We start from the raw sequence: 20,611 nt of genomic DNA on the forward strand, positions 1-20,611 counted from the left end.
GCACCGCGGCCGACGTGGAGCCTGCAGGCCGAGGACCTGCGCCACATGCGCGACACCGTGCTCGGCCTGATCGCCTCCGACACCGGCCAGCCGGTCGAGCGGGTCTTCGAGGACTCGCTGCGCGACCGGTGGTACACCGCGCAGGAGGCACTCGACTACGGCTTCCTCGACGCGATCGTGGCGTCGTACGACGAGGTGGCGCCGCCCGTGCGCCGTACCGCCGGGCTGGGCGCGTTCACGACGGGAGCAGCCCGATGAGCAGCCTACACGATCCCCAACGTCATCGCCCAGCACCCGCGCGGCGAGCGGATCATGGACGTCTACTCCCACCTGCTCACCGAGCGGATCGTCTACCTCGGCACAGCCGTCGACGCGGGGGTCGCCAACGCGCTCGTCGCCCAGCCTGCTCTTCCTCGAGGCCGACAACCCCGAGCGCGACATCCAGACTCTACATCAACTGCGAGGGCGGCGACCCCAGCGCGATGCTCGCCGTCCACGACACCCTGCAGTACATCCGCCCGCAGGTCGCGACCACCTGCATCGGCCGGGCCGTGGCCGTCGGTGCGGTGCTGCTCGCCGCCGGGGCGCCCGGCAAGCGGTCCGCGCTCCCCCACGCCCGCGTGGTCCTGCACCAGCCCGCCGCGTCGGGGCGTGGGCCGATCCCCGACCTGATCCTGCAGGCCGACGAGGTGGTCCGGGTGCGCGCGGACATCGAGCGGATCCTGTCCCGCCACACCGGCCAGGACGTCGCGCGCCTGCGGGCGGACACCGATCACGACCGGGTGTTCACCGCCGAGGCCGCGCAGGCCTACGGGCTGATCGACCGGGTGCTCGAGGAGCGGGTCCTCCCCGGACGGGCCTGACTCCGGCTAGGCGACCAGGGCCAGCGCGGTCGAGACCGGGCGCAGACTCACGGGTGGGCGCGGCGACGTACAGGTCCCCGGTGACGGCGGAGGTGAGGTCCAGCAGGGTCAGCCCGAGCGCGCCCGCCACCGCCGCGATCATCTCGCTGCTGGGCTCCTTGACGCCGCGCTCGATCTCGGAGAGGTACTGCGGCGAGATCCCCGCGCGCCGCGAGATCTCGGTCAGCGTCGCACCGCGCTCGCGCCGGGCCCGGCGCAGGCTGGCGCCCCAGCAGGTCCCGCCACAGCGGCTCGGTCTCGTCCTGGTCCTCGGCCATGCCTCATCGTAGGGCGCCTCGGCGGCACGTCGGACGGGTCGGCGCGGAGTTCTGCTCTCGGCAGAAGCGCAACCATCCGAAGAGACTATTGACTCGACTTATCACACGCAGTCAAATCAAGAGGACGGCGAAGGAGGCCTGCCATGACCGCTCCCGACTCAGCGGACCGCTGGAAGTACGGCATCACGGCGGTGATCGCCGGGGTGATCGCGATCGTCGTCGTCTTCGCGGTCGCGCTGTGGAAGTTCGACGAGGCCTCCGACATCGGGCTCGTCCTCGGCGCCGTCGTCTCCCCGATCGCCACGATCGTCGCTGCCTACTTCGGCGTCCAGGCCGGGAGCGCCGGCAAGGAGGCAGCCGAGGAGAACGCCCGCAAGAACGTCGCGGTCGGCGCCGGTCTGGCCGCGGCCACCACGAGCGACGAGGTCGGCGCGGCGCTGCGCAACATCCTCTAGGAGTGCCCCCGCTGGGACTCGAACCCAGACTGCGCCGCTTTTAAGGCGGCTTCCTCTGCCGGTTGGGATACGGGGGCCTGCAGCCGGGCTACAGGTAGGTCTGGCGAGGATAGATGGCGTGCGCCCCCGCCACCCGGTCGAGGAACAGGAAGCCGTCGGTGTGGTCGATCTCGTGCTGCAGGGCGCGCGCCTCGAAGGCGTCGGTGGCGAGCACGACCTCCTCGCCGGTGCCGGGCAGCCATCCGCGCACCGTCAACCGCGAGGCGCGCTTCACGTCGCCGGTGAGGTCGGGCACGCTCATGCAGCCCTCGCGGGCCTTCTCGTTGCGGCTCGACTCCTCCACGACGGCGTTACAGAGCACGAAGGTGCCGTGCGTCGTACGGGCCTTGGGGTGCTGGGTGACGTCCACGCAGAAGACCCGTACGCCGACGCCGACCTGGTTCGCCGCCAGGCCCACGCACCCCGGGCTCACCCGCATGGTGGCGACGAGGTCGGCGGCGAGCCTGCACGACCTCGGGGTCGGTCGGCTCGACGTCGGCGCCGCGGGCGGAGAGCACCCCCTCCGGCGCACGTACGACGTCGCGGACCCGCCCCTCGACACCCAGGCTCCGCCTCGGTCCAGGCCGCGACCCGGACGCTGCCCTGCTCGGGGCTCACGAACTCGTCGGTCTCGGCGGCGCGCAGGGTGGCGGTGACGCCGACCCGCTCGGCGGCGGACCGGATCGCGGCGCCGACCGCCTCGGCGTCGGCCCCGTCGGGCAGCGCGATCTCGGCGACGAGCAGGTACAGCCCACCGGCCAGGCGGGTCGTCAGGTCGGTGATGTTGCCGCCGGCGGTCGCCACCTGGGCGACGACCTCGGAGACGATGCCTGGCCGGTCGCCGCCGTGGACGGTGAGGACCCAGGACGTGCCGCCGGCACCGGGTGCCACCTCGTCGCGCACCGGGCGCACCGCGACGTCCAGGTCTCCCCCGGCCGCGAGGGAGGCGAGCGCCGACTCGACGGCGGACGCCTCGACCTCGCCGCGGCACAGCAGCATCATCGCGAAGTGCCCGCGCAGCAGGGTCATCGTCGAGTCCTCGATGTTGAGGCCTAGCCCGGCCAGGCCCGCGGTGGTCTCCGCGATGATGCCGGGCCGGTCGTGGCCGAGGACGGTGACGGCGTACAGGTCGTTGCTCACGGCCCCACTATCCCAGCCAGGCTCGCGCGCCCGGCCGAACACCTCGTCGGTCATCGGCTCCGTCAGCCGCCCGGTGAAGGTGTTGTGGGGGCTGGGGTGGAAGCAGCCGAGCAGCACGACGCCCCGCCCGTCGGCCCGCGTCAACGACACCTCGGCGCCGTGGCCGAAGCGTGGCCGGGGCCGCGGGACGGCCCATCCGGCGCGGCCGAGCGCCACCAGCGCCGCCGCCAGCCGATGGCACCGAGGGTGACGACGACGCGCAGCGTCGGCGCGAGGATCGCGAGCTCCTCGTCGAGCCAGGGGGCGCAGGTGGCGCGTTCCTCGGGCGTGGGCTTGTTGGCGGGCGGCGCGCAGCGCACCGGCGCCGCCATCCGCAGGTCGCACGAACTCCAGCCCGTCGCCGCGGTGCGTGCTGCTCGCCTGGCTCGCGAATCCGGTGCGGTGCAGGGAGGCGAACAGCCAGTCCCCCGAGCGGTCCCCGGTGAACATCCGGCCGGTCCGGTTGGAGCCGTGCGCGGCGGGTGCCAACCCGAGCACGAAGATCCGGGCGTCGGCCGGGCCGAACCCGGGCACCGGGCGCGACCAGTAGTCCTCCCCGGCGTACGACGCCCGCGGCTCCGCACCCGCGAGCTCGCGCCACGCGACCAGCCGCGGACAGGCCCGGCACGCGACGACGCGCGCGTCCAGGCTGCGCCATCGCCTCCGCCGGGTCGCTCATCGCAGCAGGGACCAGGCGATCCCGTCGAGGATGTCGGTCTCCGCCACCACCAGGTCGGGCACGGCGACCCGCCCCAGCACCCGCGAGACGATCAGCGCGCCGGCGTCGATCACGTCGGCGCGGCCGGGGTGCATCCAGCCCAGGGCACGCCGCTCGGCGACGCTCATGCCGAGCAGCCGGCCGACGAGTCGCTGGACGTCGGGGATCGCCAGCACCTGGCCGTGGATGGCGGCGCGGTCGTAGACCTCGAGGCCGAGGGTGCCGGCCGCGATGGTGGTGTTCGTGCCGGCGACGCCGATGACGGTGGCCGCCGCCGCGGGATCGACCGGGCAGGCGTCGAGGGCCGCGTCGACGTCGGCGACGACCGCCGCGATCTCGACCGCGTCGATGGGATCGTGGCGCACGTGCCGCTCGTGCAGGCGCACCGAGCCGATGTCCATCGAGTGCGCGGCGCTCGGGCCGCTCGCCGGGTCGCCGAGGATCAGGCTCCGTCGAGCCGCCACCGATGTCGACGACGAGAACCGGGCCGGTGAGCCCCGCACCGACCCCGCGCACCGCGCCGTCGAACGCGAGCCGCGCCTCCTCCTCGCCCGAGAGCACCTCCGGCGCGACCCCGAGCCGAGCGAGGACACCGGCGGCGAACTGCGCCGCATTGGCGGCGTCCCGGGTCGCGGAGGTCGCGCAGAAGCGAACCCTCCGCACGCCCGCGTCGGCGATGATCACGGCGAACTCGTCGAGCGCGGCCCAAGCCCGCTCGAGCGCCTCCGGCGCGAGCATCCCGGTCGCGTCCACGCCCTGGCCGAGCCGGATCATCCGGCTCTCGCGACGTACGCCGTCGGGATGCACCGCCGGGTTGCCGACCAGCAGGCTTGATGGTGTTGGTGCCGCAGTCGATCGCGGCGATCGGCGCCTCGCTCACCGGCCGCTCACTCCTCGGCGACGGTGACGCACGGGCCCTTGGCCCACCAGTCGCCGAGCAGACTCCAGCACCTCGTCGCCGAGCGGGTTCACGCCCGGGCCCGCGGCGAGCGCGTGCCCGGCCAGCACGTGCAGGCACTTGACCCGGTCGGGCATGCCGCCGGCGGAGATGCCCTCGATCTCGGGGACGTCGAAGCCGCCGGCCTCCGCGACCGCGGCACGGTCGGCCAGGTACGCCTCGTGCGCGGCACGGTACGACGCCGCGAGCTCCGGGTCGGTGCCCAGCCGCTCCTGCATCTCCTTCATCACCCCGGTGCCCTCGAGGGTCCCGATCCGGGACGCCGCCCGCGGGCAGGTGAGGTAGTAGGTCGTCGGGAAGGGCGTGCCGTTGGGCAGCCGCGGCTCGGTGGTCACCACGTCGGGGTTGCCGCACGGGCAACGGTGCCCGATGGCGTGCACCCCGCGGACGGGCCGGCCGAGCCTGAGCGGCCATGACCGCCTCGTCGTTCGCGCGCTCGGTCACTCGGCGAGGTCCTGCTGGGGCGCCTGGATCTCGTTCTTGGGCGCCGGGACCCGGGTCGGCGGGTGGCCGGCGAGCCTTCACCGAGTCCCACGCGTCGACGTACCAGGCGCGGCGGTCGGGGTCGGCCACCGTCGAGGGGTCCGCCAGGCTTCGCCGAGGCGTCCAGCGGCTTGCCGTTGCGAACGGTGACGAAGGGGGTCTCCCCCTTCGGGACGTACCCGAAGCGCTCGCGGGCCTGCTGGCTGACGTACGCCGGGTCGTTCCAGCGTTCCACCTTGCGCTGGAGCTCGTCGATGTTGTCCGTGCGCTGGGCGACCGTCTCCTGCAGCGCGTCGATCTGCTCACGCTGCTGGAGGTAGGCGCGCAGCGAGGAGGCGTACGACACCGCGAGCACCGCCAGGACGAGCACCAGGACAGCGGCCCGACCGGTCAGCCGGGACTTGCGCTGGTGCTCGGCGCGGGCTCGGACCAGCGCGGCCTGGCGGTCGCGGGCCGCCTGCTTGCGCTGGGCCTTGAGGCGCTCGGCGTACCGCGGCCCGGACCGCCCCGCCGCGGGGCGGCCCGGCTTGCGGGACGTTCGGCGCTCGTCAGCCATGAGGATCCTCCGGGATCAGCCCTGGTAGCGCGGGAAGGCCGCAGCGCCGGCGTACCGTGCCGCGTCGCCGGTCTCGTCCTCGATGCGCAGCAGCCTGGTTGTACTTCGCCACGCGCTCCGAGCGCGCCGGGGCGCCGGTCTTGATCTGGCCGCAGTTGGTCGCCACCGCGAGGTCGGCGATCGTGGTGTCCTCGGTCTCGCCCGAGCGGTGGCTCATCATGCAGCGGAAGCCGTTGCGGTGGGCGAGGTCGACGGAGTCGAGGGTCTCGGTCAACGAGCCGATCTGGTTGACCTTCACCAGCAGCGCGTTGGCCCGGCCCTCGGCGATGCCGCGCTGCAGGCGCTCCACGTTGGTGACGAAGAGGTCGTCGCCGACGAGCCTGGGTCTTGTCACCGAGAGCGTCGGTGATGGCCTTCCAGCCGTCCCAGTCGTCCTCGTTGAGCGGGTCCTCGATGCTGACGATCGGGTAGGCTCGCGACGAGTCTCGGCGTAGTAGGCCGTCATCTCCTCCGCGGACTTCTTCGCGCCCTCGAAGGTGTAAGCTTGCCGTCGTCGTAGAACTCGCTGGCCGCCACGTCGAGCGCGAGCACGACGTCCTTGCCGAGCTCGTAGCCCGCCTTGGCGATCGCCTCGCCGATCAGGTCGAGGGCCGCACGGTTGGATTCCAGGTTCGGCGCGAAGCCGCCCTCGTCGCCCAGCCCGGTGGCCAGGCCCTTGTCCTTGAGCACGGACTTGAGCGCGTGGTAGACCTCCGCGCCGACGCGCAGCGCCTCGCGGAAGGTCGGCGCCCCGATCGGCGCGATCATGAACTCCTGGATGTCGACGTTGGAGTCCGCGTGCGAGCCGCCGTTGAGGATGTTCATCATCGGCACCGGCAGCAGGTGGGCGTTGGGGCCACCGACGTAGCGGTAGAGCGGGAGGTCCGCGGAGTCGGCCGCCGCGCGGGCGACCGCGAGCGAGACGCCGAGGATCGCGTTGGCGCCGACCTTGGCCTTGTTGGGCGTGCCGTCGACCTCGAGCAGGGTCTGGTCGATCAGGCGCTGGTCGGCGGCGTCGAGGCCCTCGATCGCCGGGCCGAGGACCTGGATCACAGCAGTGACCGCCTGCTGGACGCCCTTGCCGGCGTAGCGGTCGCCGCCGTCGCGCAGGCTCCACCGCCTCGAACGCGCCGGTGGACGCGCCGCTGGGCACTGCGGCCCGGGCGAAGGACCCGTCCTCGAGGAGGACCTCCACCTCGACGGTGGGGTTGCCGCGCGAGTCGAGGATCTCGCGGGCGCCGACGGCTTCGATCGCTGCCACGTCTAGAGTCGCCTTCCGGTACGGGGGACGTCCCGGTCAGCCTAGTGCGCCGGTGAGGTGGATCCGGGCAGCGCCCACCGCGCGTTCACCGGTTCCGGCATGCTGGCCCTGTGACCATCCCTCCGGGCGCACGCCCCCAGCGCCGCCCGCACCGGGTGTACGACGTGGGCCAGGAGCCCGAGCCGCGCGACTCCCTCGCCAACGAGCGCACCTTCCTGGCCTGGGTGCGGACCTCGCTCGCCCTCGTGGCGGGCGCGGTCGCGGTCAGGCTCACCCGCCCTGGAGTTCTCCACGACCGCACGGCTGGCGCTCTCCCTCGGCCTGGTCCTGGTGGCCGCCGTGGCGCTCGGCGTCGGCTGGCACCGCTGGACCCGGACCGAGATCGCGCTGCGCACGCACACGAGCCTGCCGGGGTTCACCGGCGGGATCGTGGTCCTGGCGGCGATCGGCGTGCTGATGGCCGGTGCGCTGGTCTCCGCGGTCGTCCCGCACTGAGCCCGGCGCGGGATCAGGCGTCGAGGCTGACCCCGAAGACCGCGTCGAAGAGCCGCTCGCAACGCCGGCTCATCGCCTCCGCGCTCTCTCCCGGGTGCGCACACCACCAGGTGACCAGCGAGGCGAACACGCTGCTCCACACGGCTGTCATGGCGTCGACGTCGAGCGCGTCGTCGTCACCGGCGAGGCTCAGCAGACTCGCCGACCCCCTCGCGAGCCAGACCGTCGAGGCGCTGCTCGTAGGTGGCGCGCAGCGCGGCGGTGCTCTCCGGCGCGGTCGCGTCGTTGGCGACGGCCCAGACCCACGGACGGCCGTCGAGCACGCGGAACATCCCGTCGAGGGTCACCAGCGCCCGCTGCAGACCCACGGCGCCGAGGTCGGCGGAGCGCTCGATCTCGCCGAGGACCAGGTCCAGCGCGTGCTCGAGGCAGCGCTCGTAGAGCCCCTCCTTGGACCCGAAGTAGTTGTAGATGAGCGGCTTGGAGATCCCTGCCTCGTGCGCCACGTCCGCCACCGAGGTCGCCGCGAAGCCGCGCTCACCGAAGACCCGTCCCGCCACGTCGAGGATCTGCTCCTCGCGGTCGGCGCGCGCGACGCCCTTGGTGCCCGAGCGTCGTACCGAGGTCATGGGCGAACCCTAGCCAACCGAATTGACTGCGTAGTAACTTACCAGCGAGTCAATTCGAAGGAGGCGCCGTGCACGACCTGCTCGACCCGATGAAGAACCCGGTGACCTACGCCATCCCGTTCTTCGTCCTCACGATCCTGGTCGAGTCTCGCCGCACTGAGGTGGCTCGACCACGACGACCCGGTCACCGGCCGGCCGCCCACGGGCTACCTGGGCAAGGACACCCGCACCAGCCTCAGCATGGGTCTGATCTCCCTGGCCTTCACGCTGGCCTTCAAGGTCGGCTCGTTCCTCGTCTACACGCTGGCCTTCGTGCACCTCGCGCCCTTCCACCTGCCGACCGACGCCTGGTGGTACTGGCCGCTCGTCCTGGTCGCGGTCGACCTCGGCTTCTACGGCTCGCACCGCTTCGTGCACCGCGTGAACGTCGGCTGGGCGGCCCACCAGGCGCACCACTCCTCGGAGTACATGAACTTCGGCACCGCGCTGCGGCAGAAGTGGAACCCGTGGTTCGAGTTCTTCTTCTGGCTGCCGCTGCCCTTCCTGGGCTTCTCGCCGTGGACGATCTACGTCGCCTTCGGCGTCAACCTGGTCTTCCAGTTCTTCGTGCACACCGAGACGATCGGCCGCCTGCCCCGCCCGATCGAGCCTGGTCTTCAACACCCCGTCGCACCACCGGGTGCACCACGGCTCGGACCCGGAGTACCTCGACAAGAACTACGCCGGGATGCTCATCGTCTGGGACCGGATGCTCGGCACCTTCCAGGCCGAGCCTGCACCGCCCGACGTACGGGCTCACGAAGCCGGTGGAGACCCACCACCTCATCAAGCCTGCAGTACGGCGACTACGCGCAGATCACCCGCAACGTCCGCAACGCCACGAGCCTGGCGCGAGCGGATGGGCTACCTCTTCGGGCCGCCCGGCTGGACACCGCGGGCCGAGGATCAGGCGTCGAGCCCGAGCCTCACCCATCCGTGCCATGTGACGCTCGGTGAGCCGGGTGAACATCCGGCCCAGCGCGGCCAGGTCGAGACCCGGCCGGTCCACTCCACCGGCGAGCAGCGCGGTGAGCGCGTCGCGGTCGGCGGCGACCCGCTGCGCCTGGGTGAGCGCCTCGCCCATCAGCCGGCGGCCCCACAGGGCCAGTCGACCGCCGAGGCGTGGGTCGGCCGAGATCGCCGAGCGGACCCGGTCGACGACGAAGGCGGCGTGGGTGCCCTCCTCCATCGAGGTGATGACGAGGTCACGCGTCTCCGGGTCGAGGTACGCCGCGATCTCGCGGTAGAAGTCGTTGGCGAGCCCGTCGCCGACGTAGGCCTTGACGAGGCCCTCGTACCAGTCCGCGGGCGCGGTGTGGCGGTGGAACTCGTCGAGGGGCTCGCGGAAGGGGGCCATCGCGGCGAACGGGTCGGCACCGAAGGCGCGGATCCGGTCCGAGAGCGCGTGCACCTTGGTCAGGCTCACCGCTGGCCATCGTGGCGAGGTCGACCTTGTCGGCCAGGCTCGGCGCCAGCCTTCGCGTCCTCGGCCAGCCGCTCGAAGGCGGAGATCTCGCCGTAGGCGATCGCGGCGAGGAGGTCGACGACCGCCTCGCGGTACGCCGGGTCGGAGTCGGCGGCGAGGGCGGTCGCGTCGGCGGATTCAGCCATGTCGGCAGCGTACAAGTAGCATGGACCCCAGCGAGAGCCTGTCCGCCTCCCCCGGGAGCGCGACGGCCCGCAGGGCACCCGCCCACGTATGTGCGCGGCTGAGTGTGAATCGGCCGCTTTGATTCTGGCGCCTGCCGACCGGCCGACGACACTCACGAAAGCGAACAGAACACTGACTTCCAACGAGACCACTGCTGCGCCCACCTTCCGTGACCTGGGCGTCATGCCGCAGATCTGCGACGCGCTCGACCGCGCCGGGATCACCCACCCCTTCGCCATCCAGGAGATGACCCTCTCCGTGGCACTGATGGGCACCGACCTGATCGGTCAGGCCCGCACCGGCACGGGCAAGACCCTGGCGTTCGGCATCCCGGTCATCCAGCGCAGCGTCGCGCCCAGCGACCCCGACTACGCCGAGATCCCGCAGGGCAAGCCGCAGGCACTGATCGTCGCGCCGACCCGCGAGCTCGCGATCCAGGTCTCCAGCGACCTCGAGATCGCCAGCCGCGACCGCGGCCTGCGCGTGCTGACCATCTACGGCGGCGTGGGCTACGAGCCGCAGATCGAGGCGCTCGAGACCGGCGTCGACATCGTCATCGGTACGCCGGGCCGGCTGATCGACCTCGCCAACCGCCGCGTGCTCGACCTGTCCCACGTGCACGCCCTGGTGCTCGACGAGGCCGACGAGATGCTCGACCTCGGCTTCCTGCCCGACGTGGAGAAAGCCTGCTCCGGATGACGCCGGAGACCCGCCAGACCATGCTGTTCTCGGCCACCATGCCGTCGGCGATCGTCTCGCTGGCCCGGATGCACATGCGGCACCCGATGAACATCCGCGCCGAGTCGTCGTACGAGAACGCGACGGTGCCCGCCACCGCGCAGTTCATCTACCTCGCCCACGACCTCGACAAGCCCGAGATCATCGGCCGCCTGCTGCAGGCCGAGGACGCCGACAAGATGATCGTCTTCACCCGCACCAAGCGTCAGGCGCAGCGCGTCGCCGACGACCTGGTCGAGCGCGGCTTCAAGGCCAGCCCGCTGCACGGCGACATGGCGCAGGTCGCGCGCGAGAAGGCGCTGACGAAGTTCCGCGAGGACAAGATCAAGGTCCTCGTCGCGACCGACGTCGCGGCCCGCGGCATCGACGTCTCCGGCGTCAGCCACGTGGTCAACTACACCTGCCCCGAGGACGACAAGACCTACGTCCACCGGATCGGCCGCACCGGCCGGGCCGGCGCCTCCGGCATCGCGATCACGCTGGTCGACGCGACCGACGTGCACCGCTGGAAGATGATCAACAAGGCGCTCGACCTGCCCTTCGACGAGCCGGTCGAGACCTACTCCACCTCCGAGCATCTCTTCCACGACCAGGGCATCGCGCCGGGGACCAAGGGCCGGATCGTCCCGCCCGCTCCCCCGGCCCCGCGGGCCGACCGCGGCGAGCGTGGCGAGCGTGGTGGCCGTGGCGGCGAGCGCTCCGGCGAGCGTCGTACGAGCGAGCGCACCCGGACCCGCACCCGCACCCGTGGCGGCAAGCCGGTCAAGGGCGAGGCCACGGCGGCCGAGGGCTCGGCCCCTGCTGCTGAGGGCGCCGAGCGTCCGGCTGGCGCGAGCCGCAACCGCCGCCGCCGTCGCCGGGGCGGCTCGGGCGGCCCGGGCGGCCAGGCCGGCGATCAGCCGCAGGGCGGCGCGGAGACGCAGCCCGCCTGACCCTCGGGTCACATCTCCTCGATCGGCAGGAACCCTCCGGGGTCCCTGCCGATCGGCGTTCCCGGGGGCCGAGGGCCGATCAGGCGGTGACGACGACCTTCGTGCCGATCGGCGCGAAGTCCCACAGCGCGATCGCGTTGCTCCGCTCCTGGCGGATGCAACCGTGCGAGAGCGGGGTGCCGAGCTGCTTCAGCGTCTGCACCGGCTTGCCGTCGTCGACCGGGATGGTGTGGAAGCCGATGGCCGAGCCGCCGGTGCCGTGGGTGAAGCGGACGAAGTACTCCATCGTGCCGGAGTCGTCGATGCCGACGGCGTTGCGGCTGCGGGAGTAGACCGCGAAGGTGCCGCGCGCGAGGTTGTCGGTGACGCTGCCGGAGACCAGGTAGGTGCGCGCCACGTCGCCGGTCCCCTCGACCAGCCAGACCCGCTGCCGGCCCTGGCTGAACACGATCCGCCGGCCCTTGCCGGAGGCCGGCGGCAGCGCCGTGGACTCGCTGAGCGCGGCCGTCGGTGCGGCGTCGGCGTCCAGCGCCGGGCTGGTCTCCGCCGAGCGCGCGTCCGCGCGCGGCGTGGCACTGGCGGAGGACGCGGGGACCTTGGTCAGCGCGCTCGCGGCATCGGGGCGCTCACCGCCGGTGGGCAGCAGCCCGAAACCACCGGCGACGGCGATCGCGGTCACCGCGACGGCAGCGCCGAAGGCGGTGATCCGGCCGTAGCGGGGGCGTACGGCGGCCCGCCGCTTGCCGGCCACCGGCGCCCGGTGCCGGCCCTGCGGAGCCTGCTCGGTGTGCGCCCACGACTCAGCGCGCCGCCCGGGCGAGCAGGGCGCCGGCCACCTCGCGGTAGGCCTGCGCGCCCTTGCTGGTGCGGCTGGTGGCGAGGATCGAGCGGCCGGCGGCAGGCGCCTCGGCGAACTTGATCGTCTTCGGGATCGGCGGCTCGACGACCTCGAGGTCGTAGGTCTCGGAGATGGTGTCGAGCACCGCCCGCGCGTGGTTGGTCCGCCCGTCGTACAAGGTCGGGAGGACGCCCCACACGGCGAGGTCGCGGTTGGTGAAGCGGCGGACGTCGTGGACGGTGTCGAGCAGGCTGGCCGACGCCGCGGTGCGACAGGGTCTCGCACTGCAGCGGGATGAGCACGCCGCTGGCGGCGGTCAGCGCCGCGACCGTGAGCACCCCGAGCGAGGGCGGGCAGTCCAGGAGCACCCAGTCGTAGTGGGTGCCGGAGGCGGCGAGGTCCTCCATGACGCCGCGCAGCACGTGCTCGCGGCCGGTGCGGGTGAGCAGGTCGGCCTCGGCCCGGGCGAGGCTCGATGGTGGCCGGCAGCAGGTCGACGCCGTCGTCGGTGGTGAGGATGACCTCCTCGACCGCCGTGCCCTTGGTCAGCACGTGGTGGACCGACGACTCCAGGTCCTCGGGGTCGATGCCGAGCGAGAAGGTCAGGCAGGCCTGCGGGTCGAGGTCGACCAGGAGCACCGACTGACCGCGCTCCGCGAGGGCCGCACCGATCGACGCCACGGACGTCGTCTTGGCCACGCCACCCTTCTGGTTGGCGACAGCCAGGATCGTGGTGCCGGGAGCCTTCGCGCTGTTCATCAGGGCCATCATGCCGGAACCGACCACGCCGCGGGCGGAGTGGGCACACGTGGCGCGGGACCGAATGGTTCACTGGCGCCATGTCGTCTGCACGCAGCACCGCACTCGTGACCGGCGCCACCGCCGGCATCGGCCTGGAATTCGCTCGCCAGGCTCGCCGCCCGCGGCGACGACCTGGTCCTCGTCGCGCGGGACGTCGCGCGGCTGGAGGCCGTCGCGGCCGACCTCCGGGCGTCGTACGACGTGGCGGTGGAGGTGCTGCCCGCCGACCTCACCGACAGCGACCAGGCTGGCCCGGGTCGAGGCCCGGCTGGCCGACCGCGCGCAGGGCGTCGACCTGCTGGTCAACAACGCGGGCTTCGGGCTCAAGGAGCGCTTCCTCGACAACCCGCTGGAGGTCGAGCAGGCCCAGCAGGACGTGCTCGTGCGCGCGGTGCTCCGGCTCACCCACGCGGCGCTCGGCGGCATGGTCGAGCGCGGCCGCGGCGGGGTGATCAACGTGTCGAGCGTGGCGGCGTTCTTCCCGCGCGGGACCTACAGCGCGGCGAAGGCGTGGGTGAACTCGTTCAGCCGCTGGGCCCACGACGAGTACGCCGGCCAGGGCGTCACCGTGATGGCGCTGTGCCCGGGCTTCGTGAGGACCGAGTTCCACGAGCGGCTGGGCATCGACCGCGACTCCTCGGCCCCCAAGCCGCTGTGGCTGGAGGCGGACCGCCTGGTGCGCGAGGCGCTCGCCGACTTCGACAAGGGCAAGGCCGTCTCGATCCCGTCGAAGCGCTACAAGACCATCGTCACCGCGAGCCGCCTGGTCCCCCGCCCGGCGCTGCAGCGGCTGCAGTCGCTCGGCCGCAAGTAGTCGACTTGGGGGTTCCCACCCGCGAGTTGGGACTTTGCGACTCCCGGTGCGGTGGAAACCCACAACTCGCGGGTGGAAACCCACAACTCGCGGGTCAGCCTTCGCCGGCGATGAAGGCGCGCACGGCGTCGGCGACGAGTCGCACCGCGATCGCGGAGAGCAGCAGACCGGCGATCCGGGTGACCAGCAGGACGCCGCTCTCGCGGATCAGCCGCAGGATCGGCAGCGAGTAGCGCATCGCCGCCCACAGCGCGAGGTGCACCGCGATGATGCCGAGGGCGACCGAGATGCCGCTGGACCAGCCGTCGATGTCCTGGACGAACAGCATCGTCGCGACGATCGCGCCGGGTCCGGCGAGCAGCGGGGTGCCGAGCGGGACGAGGGCGATGTTGGCGTCGCCGTTGGCGACGTGCTCCTGCTCGTTGCCGGTCAGCAGGCTCGAGCGCGACCAGCAGCAGCAGGAGGCCGCCGGCGGCCTGCAGCGCGGGCAGCGAGATGTGCAGGTAGTTGAAGATCTGCTGGCCGAAGAAGGCGAACAGCGTGATCACCAGGAAGGACACCGCGACCGCCTGCCAGGCGGCGCGCTTGGCCGTGGCCGGCGAGCGGCCGGCCGTCAGCGACAGGAAGATCGGGACGGTGCCGACCGGGTCCATGATGACGAAGAGGGTCACGAAGACCTCGACGAACAGCACGTGCTCGACCATGTCAGCCCGCCTTTCCGACGATCGTGGTGGGTGAGCCGGCAGCCTGGTCGAGGATCCGGGCCAGCCTGGTCCGGTGCGGTGGTCTCGCAGCCGAGGTCGTGACCGGTCTTCCCGGTCCCATGGTGGTCGCTGGAGCCGGTGACCACCAGGTCCAGCCGGCCGGCGATCTCCCGCAGCCGCGCGCGGGTGTGCGGGGCGTGGTCGAGGTGGTCGACCTCCAGGCCGGCCAGCCCCGACTCCTTGAGCACGACGATCGCGGGCTCGTCGAGGACGTGCGCGGAGCCGCGGCCCCACGGGTGGGCGATCACCGGCACCCCGCCGGCGCCCCGGACCAGGCCGATCATGGTGACCAGACTCGGCGGCGTACCGGTCGACGAAGGCGGGGCCGCCCTCGGCGAGGTATTCCGCGAACGCCTGGTCCCGGTCGCGTACGACGCCCAGGTGCACCAGCAGGTCCGCGATGTGCGGACGCCCGGTGACCTCGCTGCCACCGGTGGCCTCGGCGAGCGCCTCCCGCGTGGCGGGGATGCCGAGCTCGCGCAGGCGGGCGAGCATGGTCGGCACCCGGTCCTCACGGCCGGCGACGATCCGGGCCAGGCTCCTCCTGGAGCGGTACGTCGGAGGCGTCCGGCAGGTAGGCCAGCAGGTGCACGCCGGCGCCGCGGAAGCGGGTGCTGATCTCGATGCCGCGCACCAGCGCGATGCCGGCGTCGACGGCGGCCGCGGCGGCCTCGTCCCAGCCGAGCGTGGTGTCGTGGTCGGTGAGCGCGACGACGTCCAGCCCGGCGGTCGCCGCGGCGTGCACCAGGTCGCGCGGGGACGCGGTGCCGTCGCTGACGCGCGAGTGGGTGTGGAGGTCGATCGTCACCGAAGAAGGTTAGTGCCGCGGATTGTCAGACAACGAGCCGAGGACGGTGTCATCCCCGTCACCCCCCACCGGCCATGCGCTCAGAGACCGGCGAGCACGACCACCCGGTCGCCCGGCTCCACGCACAGCGGCTCGCTCTTGGCCGGGTTCACCACGACGCCCACCCGCGAGCCCGGCTCGGCGAGCGCCGGGGAGGAGAAGCCGATGGCCGTCTCGCCGCGCCGCGAGGCCGAGGCGACGACGGTGGCCCAGGTGATCTCGCGGCCCGGTGCGACGTACCACTCGGCGGGGCGCAGGTAGATCTCGCTGCCGTCGGAGTCGAGCAGGTCCGCGAGCACCGGCTCGATCCGGGCGTCCTCGGAGAGCCTGGGCGACGATCAGGCTGACGATCTCACCGCTCACCACGACGTCGTCGATGTCGGCGACCTGGGCGAGCGCGCGGTTGCGGTCGTCGATCATCTCGCTGACCACCGGCGTGCTGCTGTCGGAGCGGGCGAGGATGTCGCGCACGTGGAGCAGGGTGATCAGCGTCGTCGCGTCGGCGGCCTCCGCGTCGAGGTGGTCGGAGTAGCACAGCACCAGCACCTGGTCGGCGTCCGGCGGCACGTGCTCGTCGAGCACCGAGCGCTGGGTCGTGCTGGCGGCCACCACGGTCACGGTGAGGTGGGTCAGCGCCGGCGTCTCCGGCACGTCGTACGACGACAGCACGGTCAGCGTCGAGCCGGGTGCCGCGTAGCGGTCGAACCGCTGATGACCACCGGGGCGCGCTCGTTCCAGCCGATGAGGACCGCGTGCGAGGGACGGGGCTCCTCGACGTGCGCGTCGGCGAAGGCACCGGTGTCGACCGTGCTGGTGGACTGAGGTGCGGTGGCGAGCACGGAGTCGTCCTCGGCGACGACGATGAGGGCGCGATCGCCGATCACGGTGTCGGCGGGCGGGTTGAGCAGCGCACCGGTGCCGTCGGAGAGGCCGATCACCGAGACGCTCTCGTAGCGCAGCCTGGGCGTCGGCGTACGTCGAGGCAGAGAGGCCGTGCTCGGCGAGGAAGTAGATCTCGTCGCCGTCGTAGTCGAACAGACTCGCGGTAGACCGCCGCGGCGCCGGACTGGCGCGAGGTCTGGACCACGAGCCTGGCGACGGTCTCGCGGATGTCGAGCAACGCGGTCCGGCCAGGACGGTCGCGCCCGATCAGCCGGGCGACCTCGAGGTTCGCGGGGTCGCGGAGCCGGGCGACCACGCGCGGGCCCTCGTCGTCTCCGTCGGAGGTGCGCAGCGCGAGCAGGGTCTTGATGACCTCGCGGTCGGGCTCGAAGGCTCTCCTCGCCCACGCCGCTGGGCGAGAGCACGACGACCGAGCGCGCGGTCGACGGGCTGACCAGGGCGAGGTCGTCGATGTCGGTCGGCGAGCCGGAGCGGACGACGACGCGCGTGCCCTTGAGGTCCGGCACCTTGGCCCGGATCTCGTCCTCCATGTCCACCTTGTCGAGCGGTGCGAGGACGGCGATCACCGGCTTGCGGCGGCTCTCGTTGGCGATGGTCAGGCTCGCTGATCACGGTGAACACCGAGTCCGACCAGCCCAGGATCACGGTGTGCTCCTTCTCCAGCACCACCGAGCGGCCACGGCGCAGGTCCGCGATCCGCGCGTCGATGCCGGCGGCGATGACGCCGATCAGGGCGCTGACGATGAACAGGCCGGCGATGGTGAGCACCAGCATGGTGATCTTGAAGCGCCACGAGCCGGTGTCGCCGGCGACCGTGCCCGGGTCGAGCGCGTGCATGAGCGCCTGGAAGGAGGCATCGGCGAAGCCGATCCCGCCCTCGCGCAGGCGGAACACCACGTCGATGACGGCGAAGAGGAGCACCAGCGCGACGGTGACGACGAAGAGCCAGCCCACCAGGGCCGGCGTACCACGGGACATCGTGTTGTCGAAGCCGTAACGCAGGCGCGCGCCCCAGCCGCTGCCGCTGCCGTGTGCCTGGCCGGTGCCCGACGAGCGCTGCCCGATCGTCTGGGCGGTCTTGCGGCGCAGGCTCTGCCCTGTGCGTCCCATCGCTGCCTCCTGGTGTCCCCCGAAGGCTGGACCATCGAGGCGGGGGCGCGCGGCGGAACGCCGCAAATTCCCGGGAATGTCCGCGCAGCGGACTCACCAGGACGGCGTGGCACCCCCGAACGGCAGCGCGACGAGTCGCGGGCCCGTCGCGGAGACGTCGCGCAGGATCCAGTCGTCGCGCAGCAGCAGGATCGCCGAGGCCGGCCGCAGCACCAGCCACAGCCATCGGCCGCCGGCCTCACCGGCGAGCACCGAGCGGTCCCACTCCCCCGGCGAGGTGCTGACCGAGACCGGCCACAGGCCGACGGGGTACTGGTCCGCGCGCACGCGCACCGGTGCGGGGCCGTCGATCTCGTGGCCCGGGTCGAGCAGAACTCGGCGCCGTCCGCGCCGGCCAGCCCGGCGATGCGGGCGCCGAAGCCGGTGCCGGGCTCCTCGCTGACCACCATCACGTCGACCGGGCCGTCGAGCCTGACTGGTGCCCGAGACGCAGGTCATCGTGGCGTGCGCGGGCCCCTCGGTGGGGGCGACCGCCGCGAAGTCGCTGACGCTCCAGCCGGGGCCGAGCGGCCAGGGCAGGTACGTCGGGAAGGAGTCCACCCGCTGCAGGTGGGCCGCGAAGGCGTCGTACGACGCCTCCACCGTGCGCCACAGCGGTACGACGACCCCGTGGTCCGGGCACGACCAGCGACCGTCACCGGTCTCGGCCACCGGGACGGGACAGCGCGGGCACTCCACCCGCACGCCCCCCGCTCCGGGGCCCTGCTCCTCGCTCGGCATGTCCGACACCGTGCTGCGCCCAGCCGCTCGCCGTCAAGCGTTCCAGCGCAGGAGGGCCGCCGTCTCGCGCTCGTGACCGAGCACGGAGACGGTCGCGGTGTCCAGCCGGAACAGCCGTCCCTCCGCGGGACCGAGGCCGAGCCAGCGGGCGGTGAGCACCCGCAGGACGTGGCCGTGGGCGACGACGAGGACCGGGCCGGTGGCGGCGCGCACCCGCTCGATCACCCGGTCGCAGCGGGCCGCGACCTGCTCCGCGCTCTCCCCGCCGGGCGTGGGGTGCGTCCAGATCGTCCAGCCGGGATCGTGCTCGCGGATCTGCGCGGTGGTGCGGCCCTCGTAGTCGCCGTAGGCCCACTCGGTGAGGTCGGGGCAGACCTCGGCGTCGGGGTAGCCGGCGAGACTCGGCGGTGTGCCGGGCGCGCCGCAGCGGGCTGGTGAGCACCTCCGCGAAGGTGCTCCCGGCCAGCCGCCCGGCGACCGCGCGCGCCGCGGCCTCGCCCTCGGGCAGCAGCGGCAGGTCGGTCGTCGAGGTGTGCTGTCCCGAGACGCTCCACTCGGTGGCGCCGTGGCGGACCAGGGTCACGGAATCGGCCATGACACCATCCTGCCAGCCTAGGATCCGGCCATGACACCGACGGTCTCGCTCGCCCGCCGCCGCCTGGCCGTCGCCGCGGCCTTCGCCACGCAGGGCTTCGTCTTCATCGGCCTCACCACGCGGCTGCCCGACATCAAGGACCGCTGGGACCTCGGCGAGCCTCGGCGTCTCCCTGGTCCTGCTCGGGATCGTGCTGCTCGCGGGCCTGGGCTCGGTGCTGGCCGAGCGCTTCGCGGCGCGGACCTCCAGCGCCCAGCTTGCTCCGGGTGGGCCTGGTCGCGATCGGCGCGGGCGCGGCGCTCATGCTCGCGGCACCGGCCTGGGCGGCGTACCTGCTCGGGGTGGGGGTGTACGGCATCGCGCTCGGCGTGGTCGACGCCTCCACGAACATGCAGGCGGTGGCGATCGAGCGGCAGTACGGCCGCCCGATCCTGCCGAGCTTCCACGGCGGCTGGACCCTCGGCGGGCTGCTGGGCGCGGGCCTCACCCTGGCGACCGCCGACCTCGACCTGTCCTGGTCGGCGCTGCTCGCCGTCGTACCGGTCGCGATGGCGGCGGCGGCCTTCCTGCCGCGCGCCGAGAGCCACGCCTTCGACCAGGCCGCGCCGGCTGACCTGCCCGGCGTGCCGTGGCGCCCGATCCTCCTGGTAGGCCTGGGGATGGTGGTGTTCTACATGGTCGACACCGCCGCGCAGACCTGGGGCGCGGTCTACCTCGACGAGGTGCTCGACGCCCCGTCGCGGTGGGTCGCCCTCGCCACGCTCCCCTACCTCGCGGCCAGCCTGGTCCTGCGGCTGGCCGGCGACTCCCTCGTCCAGCGGTACGGCGCCGTGCCGGTCCTGCGCATCGGCGCGGTCGTCGCCTCGGCGGGGCTCGTCGTGGTCACCACGGCGCCGACCTGGCCGGTCGCGGTGCTCGGCTTCACGATCGTCGGCACCGGGATCTCGGTGGTGGCGCCGCTGAGCTTCTCCGCCGCGGCGCGGATCGCCGGTGGCTCGGTCGAGCGGGTGGACGCGGTGATCGCGCGGTTCAACCAGTTCAACTACGTCGGCGGCCTGCTCGGCGCCGTGCTCACCGGCGTGGTCGGGCAGGACGAGCCTGCGCCCGGGCTTCGTGATCCCGGCGGTCCTGGTGCTCGCGCTGCTGCCGCTCGCACGGTGGTTCGCGGTCCCCGGCGACTCCGGTGACGGCGACGGGGTCAGCGCAGGTAGGCCGTCAGCGCGTCGGTGAGGCCGCGCCGGGCCTCCTCGACGTCGACGTAGCCGCCGAGGTCCCCCTCGGCGAAGAGCCCGCGCAGCGCGCCAGGCAGCAGGTGGCGCACCCGCATCAGCCTTGCTCGCCTCGATGCCCAGCCCGGCGAACGAGCGCTCGCACAGCGCCGCCCACTCCTCGTCCCAGCGGGCGATCGCCCGGGCGGTGTGCGGGAAGGCCTCCTCCAGCCTGGTCGCGGCGGTGCGGCAGGCCGGCACGGAGCCTGGTAGAACGCGATCGCGCTCGGCAGGCTGCACGGCGTGGCCCATCAGGTCGATGACCGCCTTGACCCGCTCGCCGACGTCCGGCTGGGTCGGCGCCGGCAGCGCGGTGAACCCGGCCTGTGACCCGATGTAGTCGAGCACGGCGGCCCACAGGCCGTCCGCGTCGCCGAACTGGTGCTGGATCGTGCCCCAGGTCGCACCGACGCGCCGGGCGACCGCGTTGGCGCTCACCGCCTCCGGGCCACCCTCCGCGAGGCAGTGCACCGCCGCGCGCAGCAGCAGGCGTCGCGTCTCGCGGCCACGCCGGTTGAGCCGGGTGCCCTTCGCGCTCA

General features: G+C 73.0%; 25 protein-coding genes, 1 tRNA gene and 10 pseudogenes. 8 read left to right on the top strand and 28 right to left on the bottom strand.

The features are described 5' to 3' along the window. Positions 1–45: 45 nt before the first annotated feature. Together G5V59_RS11575 and G5V59_RS11580 are read left to right on the top strand one after the other, a co-directional pair. Entirely contained in the window at positions 46–258 is a 213-nt protein-coding gene (locus G5V59_RS11575) for an ATP-dependent Clp protease proteolytic subunit (RefSeq protein WP_278256526.1), read from the top strand. 245 nt (positions 259–503) lie between these two features. Next, positions 504–863, top strand: a pseudogene (locus G5V59_RS11580) (ATP-dependent Clp protease proteolytic subunit); the annotation flags it as partial. Here G5V59_RS11580 and G5V59_RS36505 read toward each other — a convergent pair. Further along, the gene (locus G5V59_RS36505) at positions 787–1,269 is read right to left on the bottom strand and encodes a helix-turn-helix transcriptional regulator (protein ID WP_341351192.1); all 483 of its coding nucleotides are present in this window, start codon (positions 1,267–1,269) and stop codon (positions 787–789) included. The pseudogene G5V59_RS11580 and the gene G5V59_RS36505 sit on opposite strands and share 77 nt — an antisense overlap. 54 nt (positions 1,270–1,323) lie before the next feature. Here G5V59_RS36505 and G5V59_RS11590 point away from each other — a divergent pair, with 54 nt between their 5' ends. Beyond that, positions 1,324–1,635, top strand: coding sequence for a hypothetical protein (locus G5V59_RS11590; RefSeq protein WP_278256527.1), 312 nt, complete (start codon positions 1,324–1,326; stop codon positions 1,633–1,635). Between the two features lie 3 nt (positions 1,636–1,638). Here the strand turns inward: G5V59_RS11590 and G5V59_RS11595 are convergent. From G5V59_RS11595 to eno, 7 genes and pseudogenes are all read right to left on the bottom strand, one after another. Continuing rightward, positions 1,639–1,712 (bottom strand) — tRNA-Leu (locus tag G5V59_RS11595). 11 nt (positions 1,713–1,723) lie between these two features. Further along, complete coding sequence (locus G5V59_RS11600; protein WP_278256528.1) at positions 1,724–2,107, bottom strand: peptide deformylase; 384 nt, start codon at positions 2,105–2,107, stop codon at positions 1,724–1,726. Then, positions 2,104–3,387: an ACT domain-containing protein gene (locus G5V59_RS11605; protein ID WP_278256529.1), complete on the bottom strand. Its 1,284-nt coding sequence runs from the start codon at positions 3,385–3,387 to the stop codon at positions 2,104–2,106. The genes G5V59_RS11600 and G5V59_RS11605 overlap by 4 nt, the downstream gene beginning before the upstream one ends. 141 nt (positions 3,388–3,528) lie before the next feature. Next, positions 3,529–4,451: pseudogene (locus G5V59_RS11610) on the bottom strand (exopolyphosphatase). A 7-nt stretch (positions 4,452–4,458) separates the two neighbouring features. Beyond that, a pseudogene (locus G5V59_RS11615) lies at positions 4,459–4,933 on the bottom strand (DUF501 domain-containing protein); the annotation flags it as partial. Next, positions 4,861–5,568: a septum formation initiator family protein gene (locus G5V59_RS11620; protein WP_278256531.1), complete on the bottom strand. Its 708-nt coding sequence runs from the start codon at positions 5,566–5,568 to the stop codon at positions 4,861–4,863. The pseudogene G5V59_RS11615 and the gene G5V59_RS11620, both read right to left, overlap by 73 nt. A gap of 15 nt (positions 5,569–5,583) precedes the next feature. Then, a pseudogene (gene eno / locus G5V59_RS11625) lies at positions 5,584–6,868 on the bottom strand (phosphopyruvate hydratase). A 330-nt stretch (positions 6,869–7,198) separates the two neighbouring features. Here eno and G5V59_RS11630 point away from each other — a divergent pair. Next, complete coding sequence (locus G5V59_RS11630) at positions 7,199–7,363, top strand: hypothetical protein (RefSeq protein ID WP_278256532.1); 165 nt, start codon at positions 7,199–7,201, stop codon at positions 7,361–7,363. A gap of 13 nt (positions 7,364–7,376) precedes the next feature. Here the strand turns inward: G5V59_RS11630 and G5V59_RS11635 are convergent, their stop codons facing one another. Together G5V59_RS11635 and G5V59_RS11640 are read right to left on the bottom strand one after the other, a co-directional pair. Beyond that, a complete protein-coding gene (locus G5V59_RS11635) occupies positions 7,377–7,514 on the bottom strand; it encodes a hypothetical protein (protein WP_278256533.1) in 138 nt (45 codons plus the stop codon). Between the two features lie 25 nt (positions 7,515–7,539). After that, entirely contained in the window at positions 7,540–7,992 is a 453-nt protein-coding gene (locus tag G5V59_RS11640) for a TetR/AcrR family transcriptional regulator (RefSeq protein WP_278256534.1), read from the bottom strand. Positions 7,993–8,232: 240 nt separating this feature from the next. Here G5V59_RS11640 and G5V59_RS11645 point away from each other — a divergent pair. Further along, positions 8,233–8,568 (top strand): annotated as a pseudogene (locus G5V59_RS11645) (sterol desaturase family protein); the annotation flags it as partial. A 280-nt stretch (positions 8,569–8,848) separates the two neighbouring features. Here G5V59_RS11645 and G5V59_RS11650 read toward each other — a convergent pair. Both G5V59_RS11650 and G5V59_RS11655 read right to left on the bottom strand, forming a co-directional pair. Beyond that, positions 8,849–9,457: a ferritin-like fold-containing protein gene (locus G5V59_RS11650; protein ID WP_278256535.1), complete on the bottom strand. Its 609-nt coding sequence runs from the start codon at positions 9,455–9,457 to the stop codon at positions 8,849–8,851. Then, positions 9,454–9,642 (bottom strand): ferritin-like fold-containing protein, encoded by a 189-nt coding sequence (locus G5V59_RS11655; RefSeq protein WP_278256536.1) that lies wholly within the window; start codon positions 9,640–9,642, stop codon positions 9,454–9,456. The genes G5V59_RS11650 and G5V59_RS11655 overlap by 4 nt, the downstream gene beginning before the upstream one ends. A gap of 223 nt (positions 9,643–9,865) precedes the next feature. Here G5V59_RS11655 and G5V59_RS11660 point away from each other — a divergent pair. Further along, a pseudogene (locus tag G5V59_RS11660) lies at positions 9,866–11,352 on the top strand (DEAD/DEAH box helicase). A gap of 79 nt (positions 11,353–11,431) precedes the next feature. Here the strand turns inward: G5V59_RS11660 and G5V59_RS11665 are convergent. The 3 genes and pseudogenes from G5V59_RS11665 to G5V59_RS11675 all read right to left on the bottom strand — a co-directional run. Continuing rightward, positions 11,432–12,103, bottom strand: a complete 672-nt coding sequence (locus G5V59_RS11665) for a L,D-transpeptidase (protein ID WP_278259805.1) — start codon at positions 12,101–12,103, stop codon at positions 11,432–11,434. After that, entirely contained in the window at positions 12,028–12,612 is a 585-nt protein-coding gene (locus G5V59_RS11670) for an AAA family ATPase (RefSeq protein WP_278259806.1), read from the bottom strand. Before G5V59_RS11670 ends, G5V59_RS11665 begins: the two co-directional genes overlap by 76 nt. 112 nt (positions 12,613–12,724) lie before the next feature. Beyond that, positions 12,725–12,961, bottom strand: a pseudogene (locus G5V59_RS11675) (AAA family ATPase); the annotation flags it as partial. A gap of 52 nt (positions 12,962–13,013) precedes the next feature. Between G5V59_RS11675 and G5V59_RS11680 the strand changes: the two are divergent. Then, on the top strand, positions 13,014–13,805 hold the full coding sequence (locus G5V59_RS11680) for an SDR family NAD(P)-dependent oxidoreductase (protein WP_341350921.1): 792 nt from the start codon (positions 13,014–13,016) through the stop codon (positions 13,803–13,805). 94 nt (positions 13,806–13,899) lie between these two features. Here the strand turns inward: G5V59_RS11680 and G5V59_RS11685 are convergent, their stop codons facing one another. The 11 genes and pseudogenes from G5V59_RS11685 to G5V59_RS11730 all read right to left on the bottom strand — a co-directional run bounded on the left by G5V59_RS11685 (position 13,900) and on the right by G5V59_RS11730 (position 19,108). After that, complete coding sequence (locus G5V59_RS11685) at positions 13,900–14,241, bottom strand: MarC family protein (RefSeq protein ID WP_341351193.1); 342 nt, start codon at positions 14,239–14,241, stop codon at positions 13,900–13,902. 52 nt (positions 14,242–14,293) lie between these two features. After that, positions 14,294–15,064 (bottom strand): annotated as a pseudogene (locus G5V59_RS36510) (MarC family protein); the annotation flags it as partial. 16 nt (positions 15,065–15,080) lie between these two features. Continuing rightward, a complete protein-coding gene (locus tag G5V59_RS11695) occupies positions 15,081–15,377 on the bottom strand; it encodes a PHP domain-containing protein (RefSeq protein WP_278256537.1) in 297 nt (98 codons plus the stop codon). A 9-nt stretch (positions 15,378–15,386) separates the two neighbouring features. Beyond that, positions 15,387–16,085 carry a hypothetical protein gene (locus G5V59_RS11700; RefSeq protein WP_278256538.1) on the bottom strand — a complete coding sequence of 233 codons (699 nt, stop codon included), beginning with the start codon at positions 16,083–16,085 and terminating at the stop codon, positions 15,387–15,389. Between the two features lie 2 nt (positions 16,086–16,087). Continuing rightward, a complete protein-coding gene (locus G5V59_RS11705) occupies positions 16,088–16,354 on the bottom strand; it encodes a hypothetical protein (protein ID WP_278256539.1) in 267 nt (88 codons plus the stop codon). Further along, positions 16,351–16,614 (bottom strand): hypothetical protein, encoded by a 264-nt coding sequence (locus tag G5V59_RS11710; protein ID WP_278256540.1) that lies wholly within the window; start codon positions 16,612–16,614, stop codon positions 16,351–16,353. Before G5V59_RS11710 ends, G5V59_RS11705 begins: the two co-directional genes overlap by 4 nt. Further along, on the bottom strand, positions 16,566–17,429 hold the full coding sequence (locus G5V59_RS11715; RefSeq protein ID WP_278256541.1) for a hypothetical protein: 864 nt from the start codon (positions 17,427–17,429) through the stop codon (positions 16,566–16,568). The genes G5V59_RS11710 and G5V59_RS11715 overlap by 49 nt, the downstream gene beginning before the upstream one ends. Positions 17,430–17,522: 93 nt before the next feature. Next, the gene (locus G5V59_RS11720; RefSeq protein WP_278256542.1) at positions 17,523–18,209 is read right to left on the bottom strand and encodes a DUF6758 family protein; all 687 of its coding nucleotides are present in this window, start codon (positions 18,207–18,209) and stop codon (positions 17,523–17,525) included. Between the two features lie 33 nt (positions 18,210–18,242). Next, positions 18,243–18,533, bottom strand: a pseudogene (locus G5V59_RS36515) (histidine phosphatase family protein); the annotation flags it as partial. Positions 18,534–18,666: 133 nt separating this feature from the next. Next, positions 18,667–18,804: pseudogene (locus G5V59_RS36520) on the bottom strand (histidine phosphatase family protein); the annotation flags it as partial. A 133-nt stretch (positions 18,805–18,937) separates the two neighbouring features. Further along, the gene (locus G5V59_RS11730) at positions 18,938–19,108 is read right to left on the bottom strand and encodes a hypothetical protein (RefSeq protein ID WP_278256543.1); all 171 of its coding nucleotides are present in this window, start codon (positions 19,106–19,108) and stop codon (positions 18,938–18,940) included. Here G5V59_RS11730 and G5V59_RS11735 point away from each other — a divergent pair. Further along, the gene (locus tag G5V59_RS11735; RefSeq protein WP_278256544.1) at positions 19,107–19,991 is read left to right on the top strand and encodes an MFS transporter; all 885 of its coding nucleotides are present in this window, start codon (positions 19,107–19,109) and stop codon (positions 19,989–19,991) included. The genes G5V59_RS11730 and G5V59_RS11735 overlap by 2 nt on opposite strands. Positions 19,992–20,002: 11 nt before the next feature. Here the strand turns inward: G5V59_RS11735 and G5V59_RS11740 are convergent, their stop codons facing one another. Next, positions 20,003–20,125: a hypothetical protein gene (locus tag G5V59_RS11740; RefSeq protein ID WP_278256545.1), complete on the bottom strand. Its 123-nt coding sequence runs from the start codon at positions 20,123–20,125 to the stop codon at positions 20,003–20,005. A gap of 5 nt (positions 20,126–20,130) precedes the next feature. Continuing rightward, positions 20,131–20,430, bottom strand: coding sequence for a hypothetical protein (locus tag G5V59_RS11745; RefSeq protein WP_278256546.1), 300 nt, complete (start codon positions 20,428–20,430; stop codon positions 20,131–20,133). Between the last annotated feature and the right edge of the window lie 181 nt (positions 20,431–20,611).

This window comes from Nocardioides convexus (genome assembly GCF_011090295.1).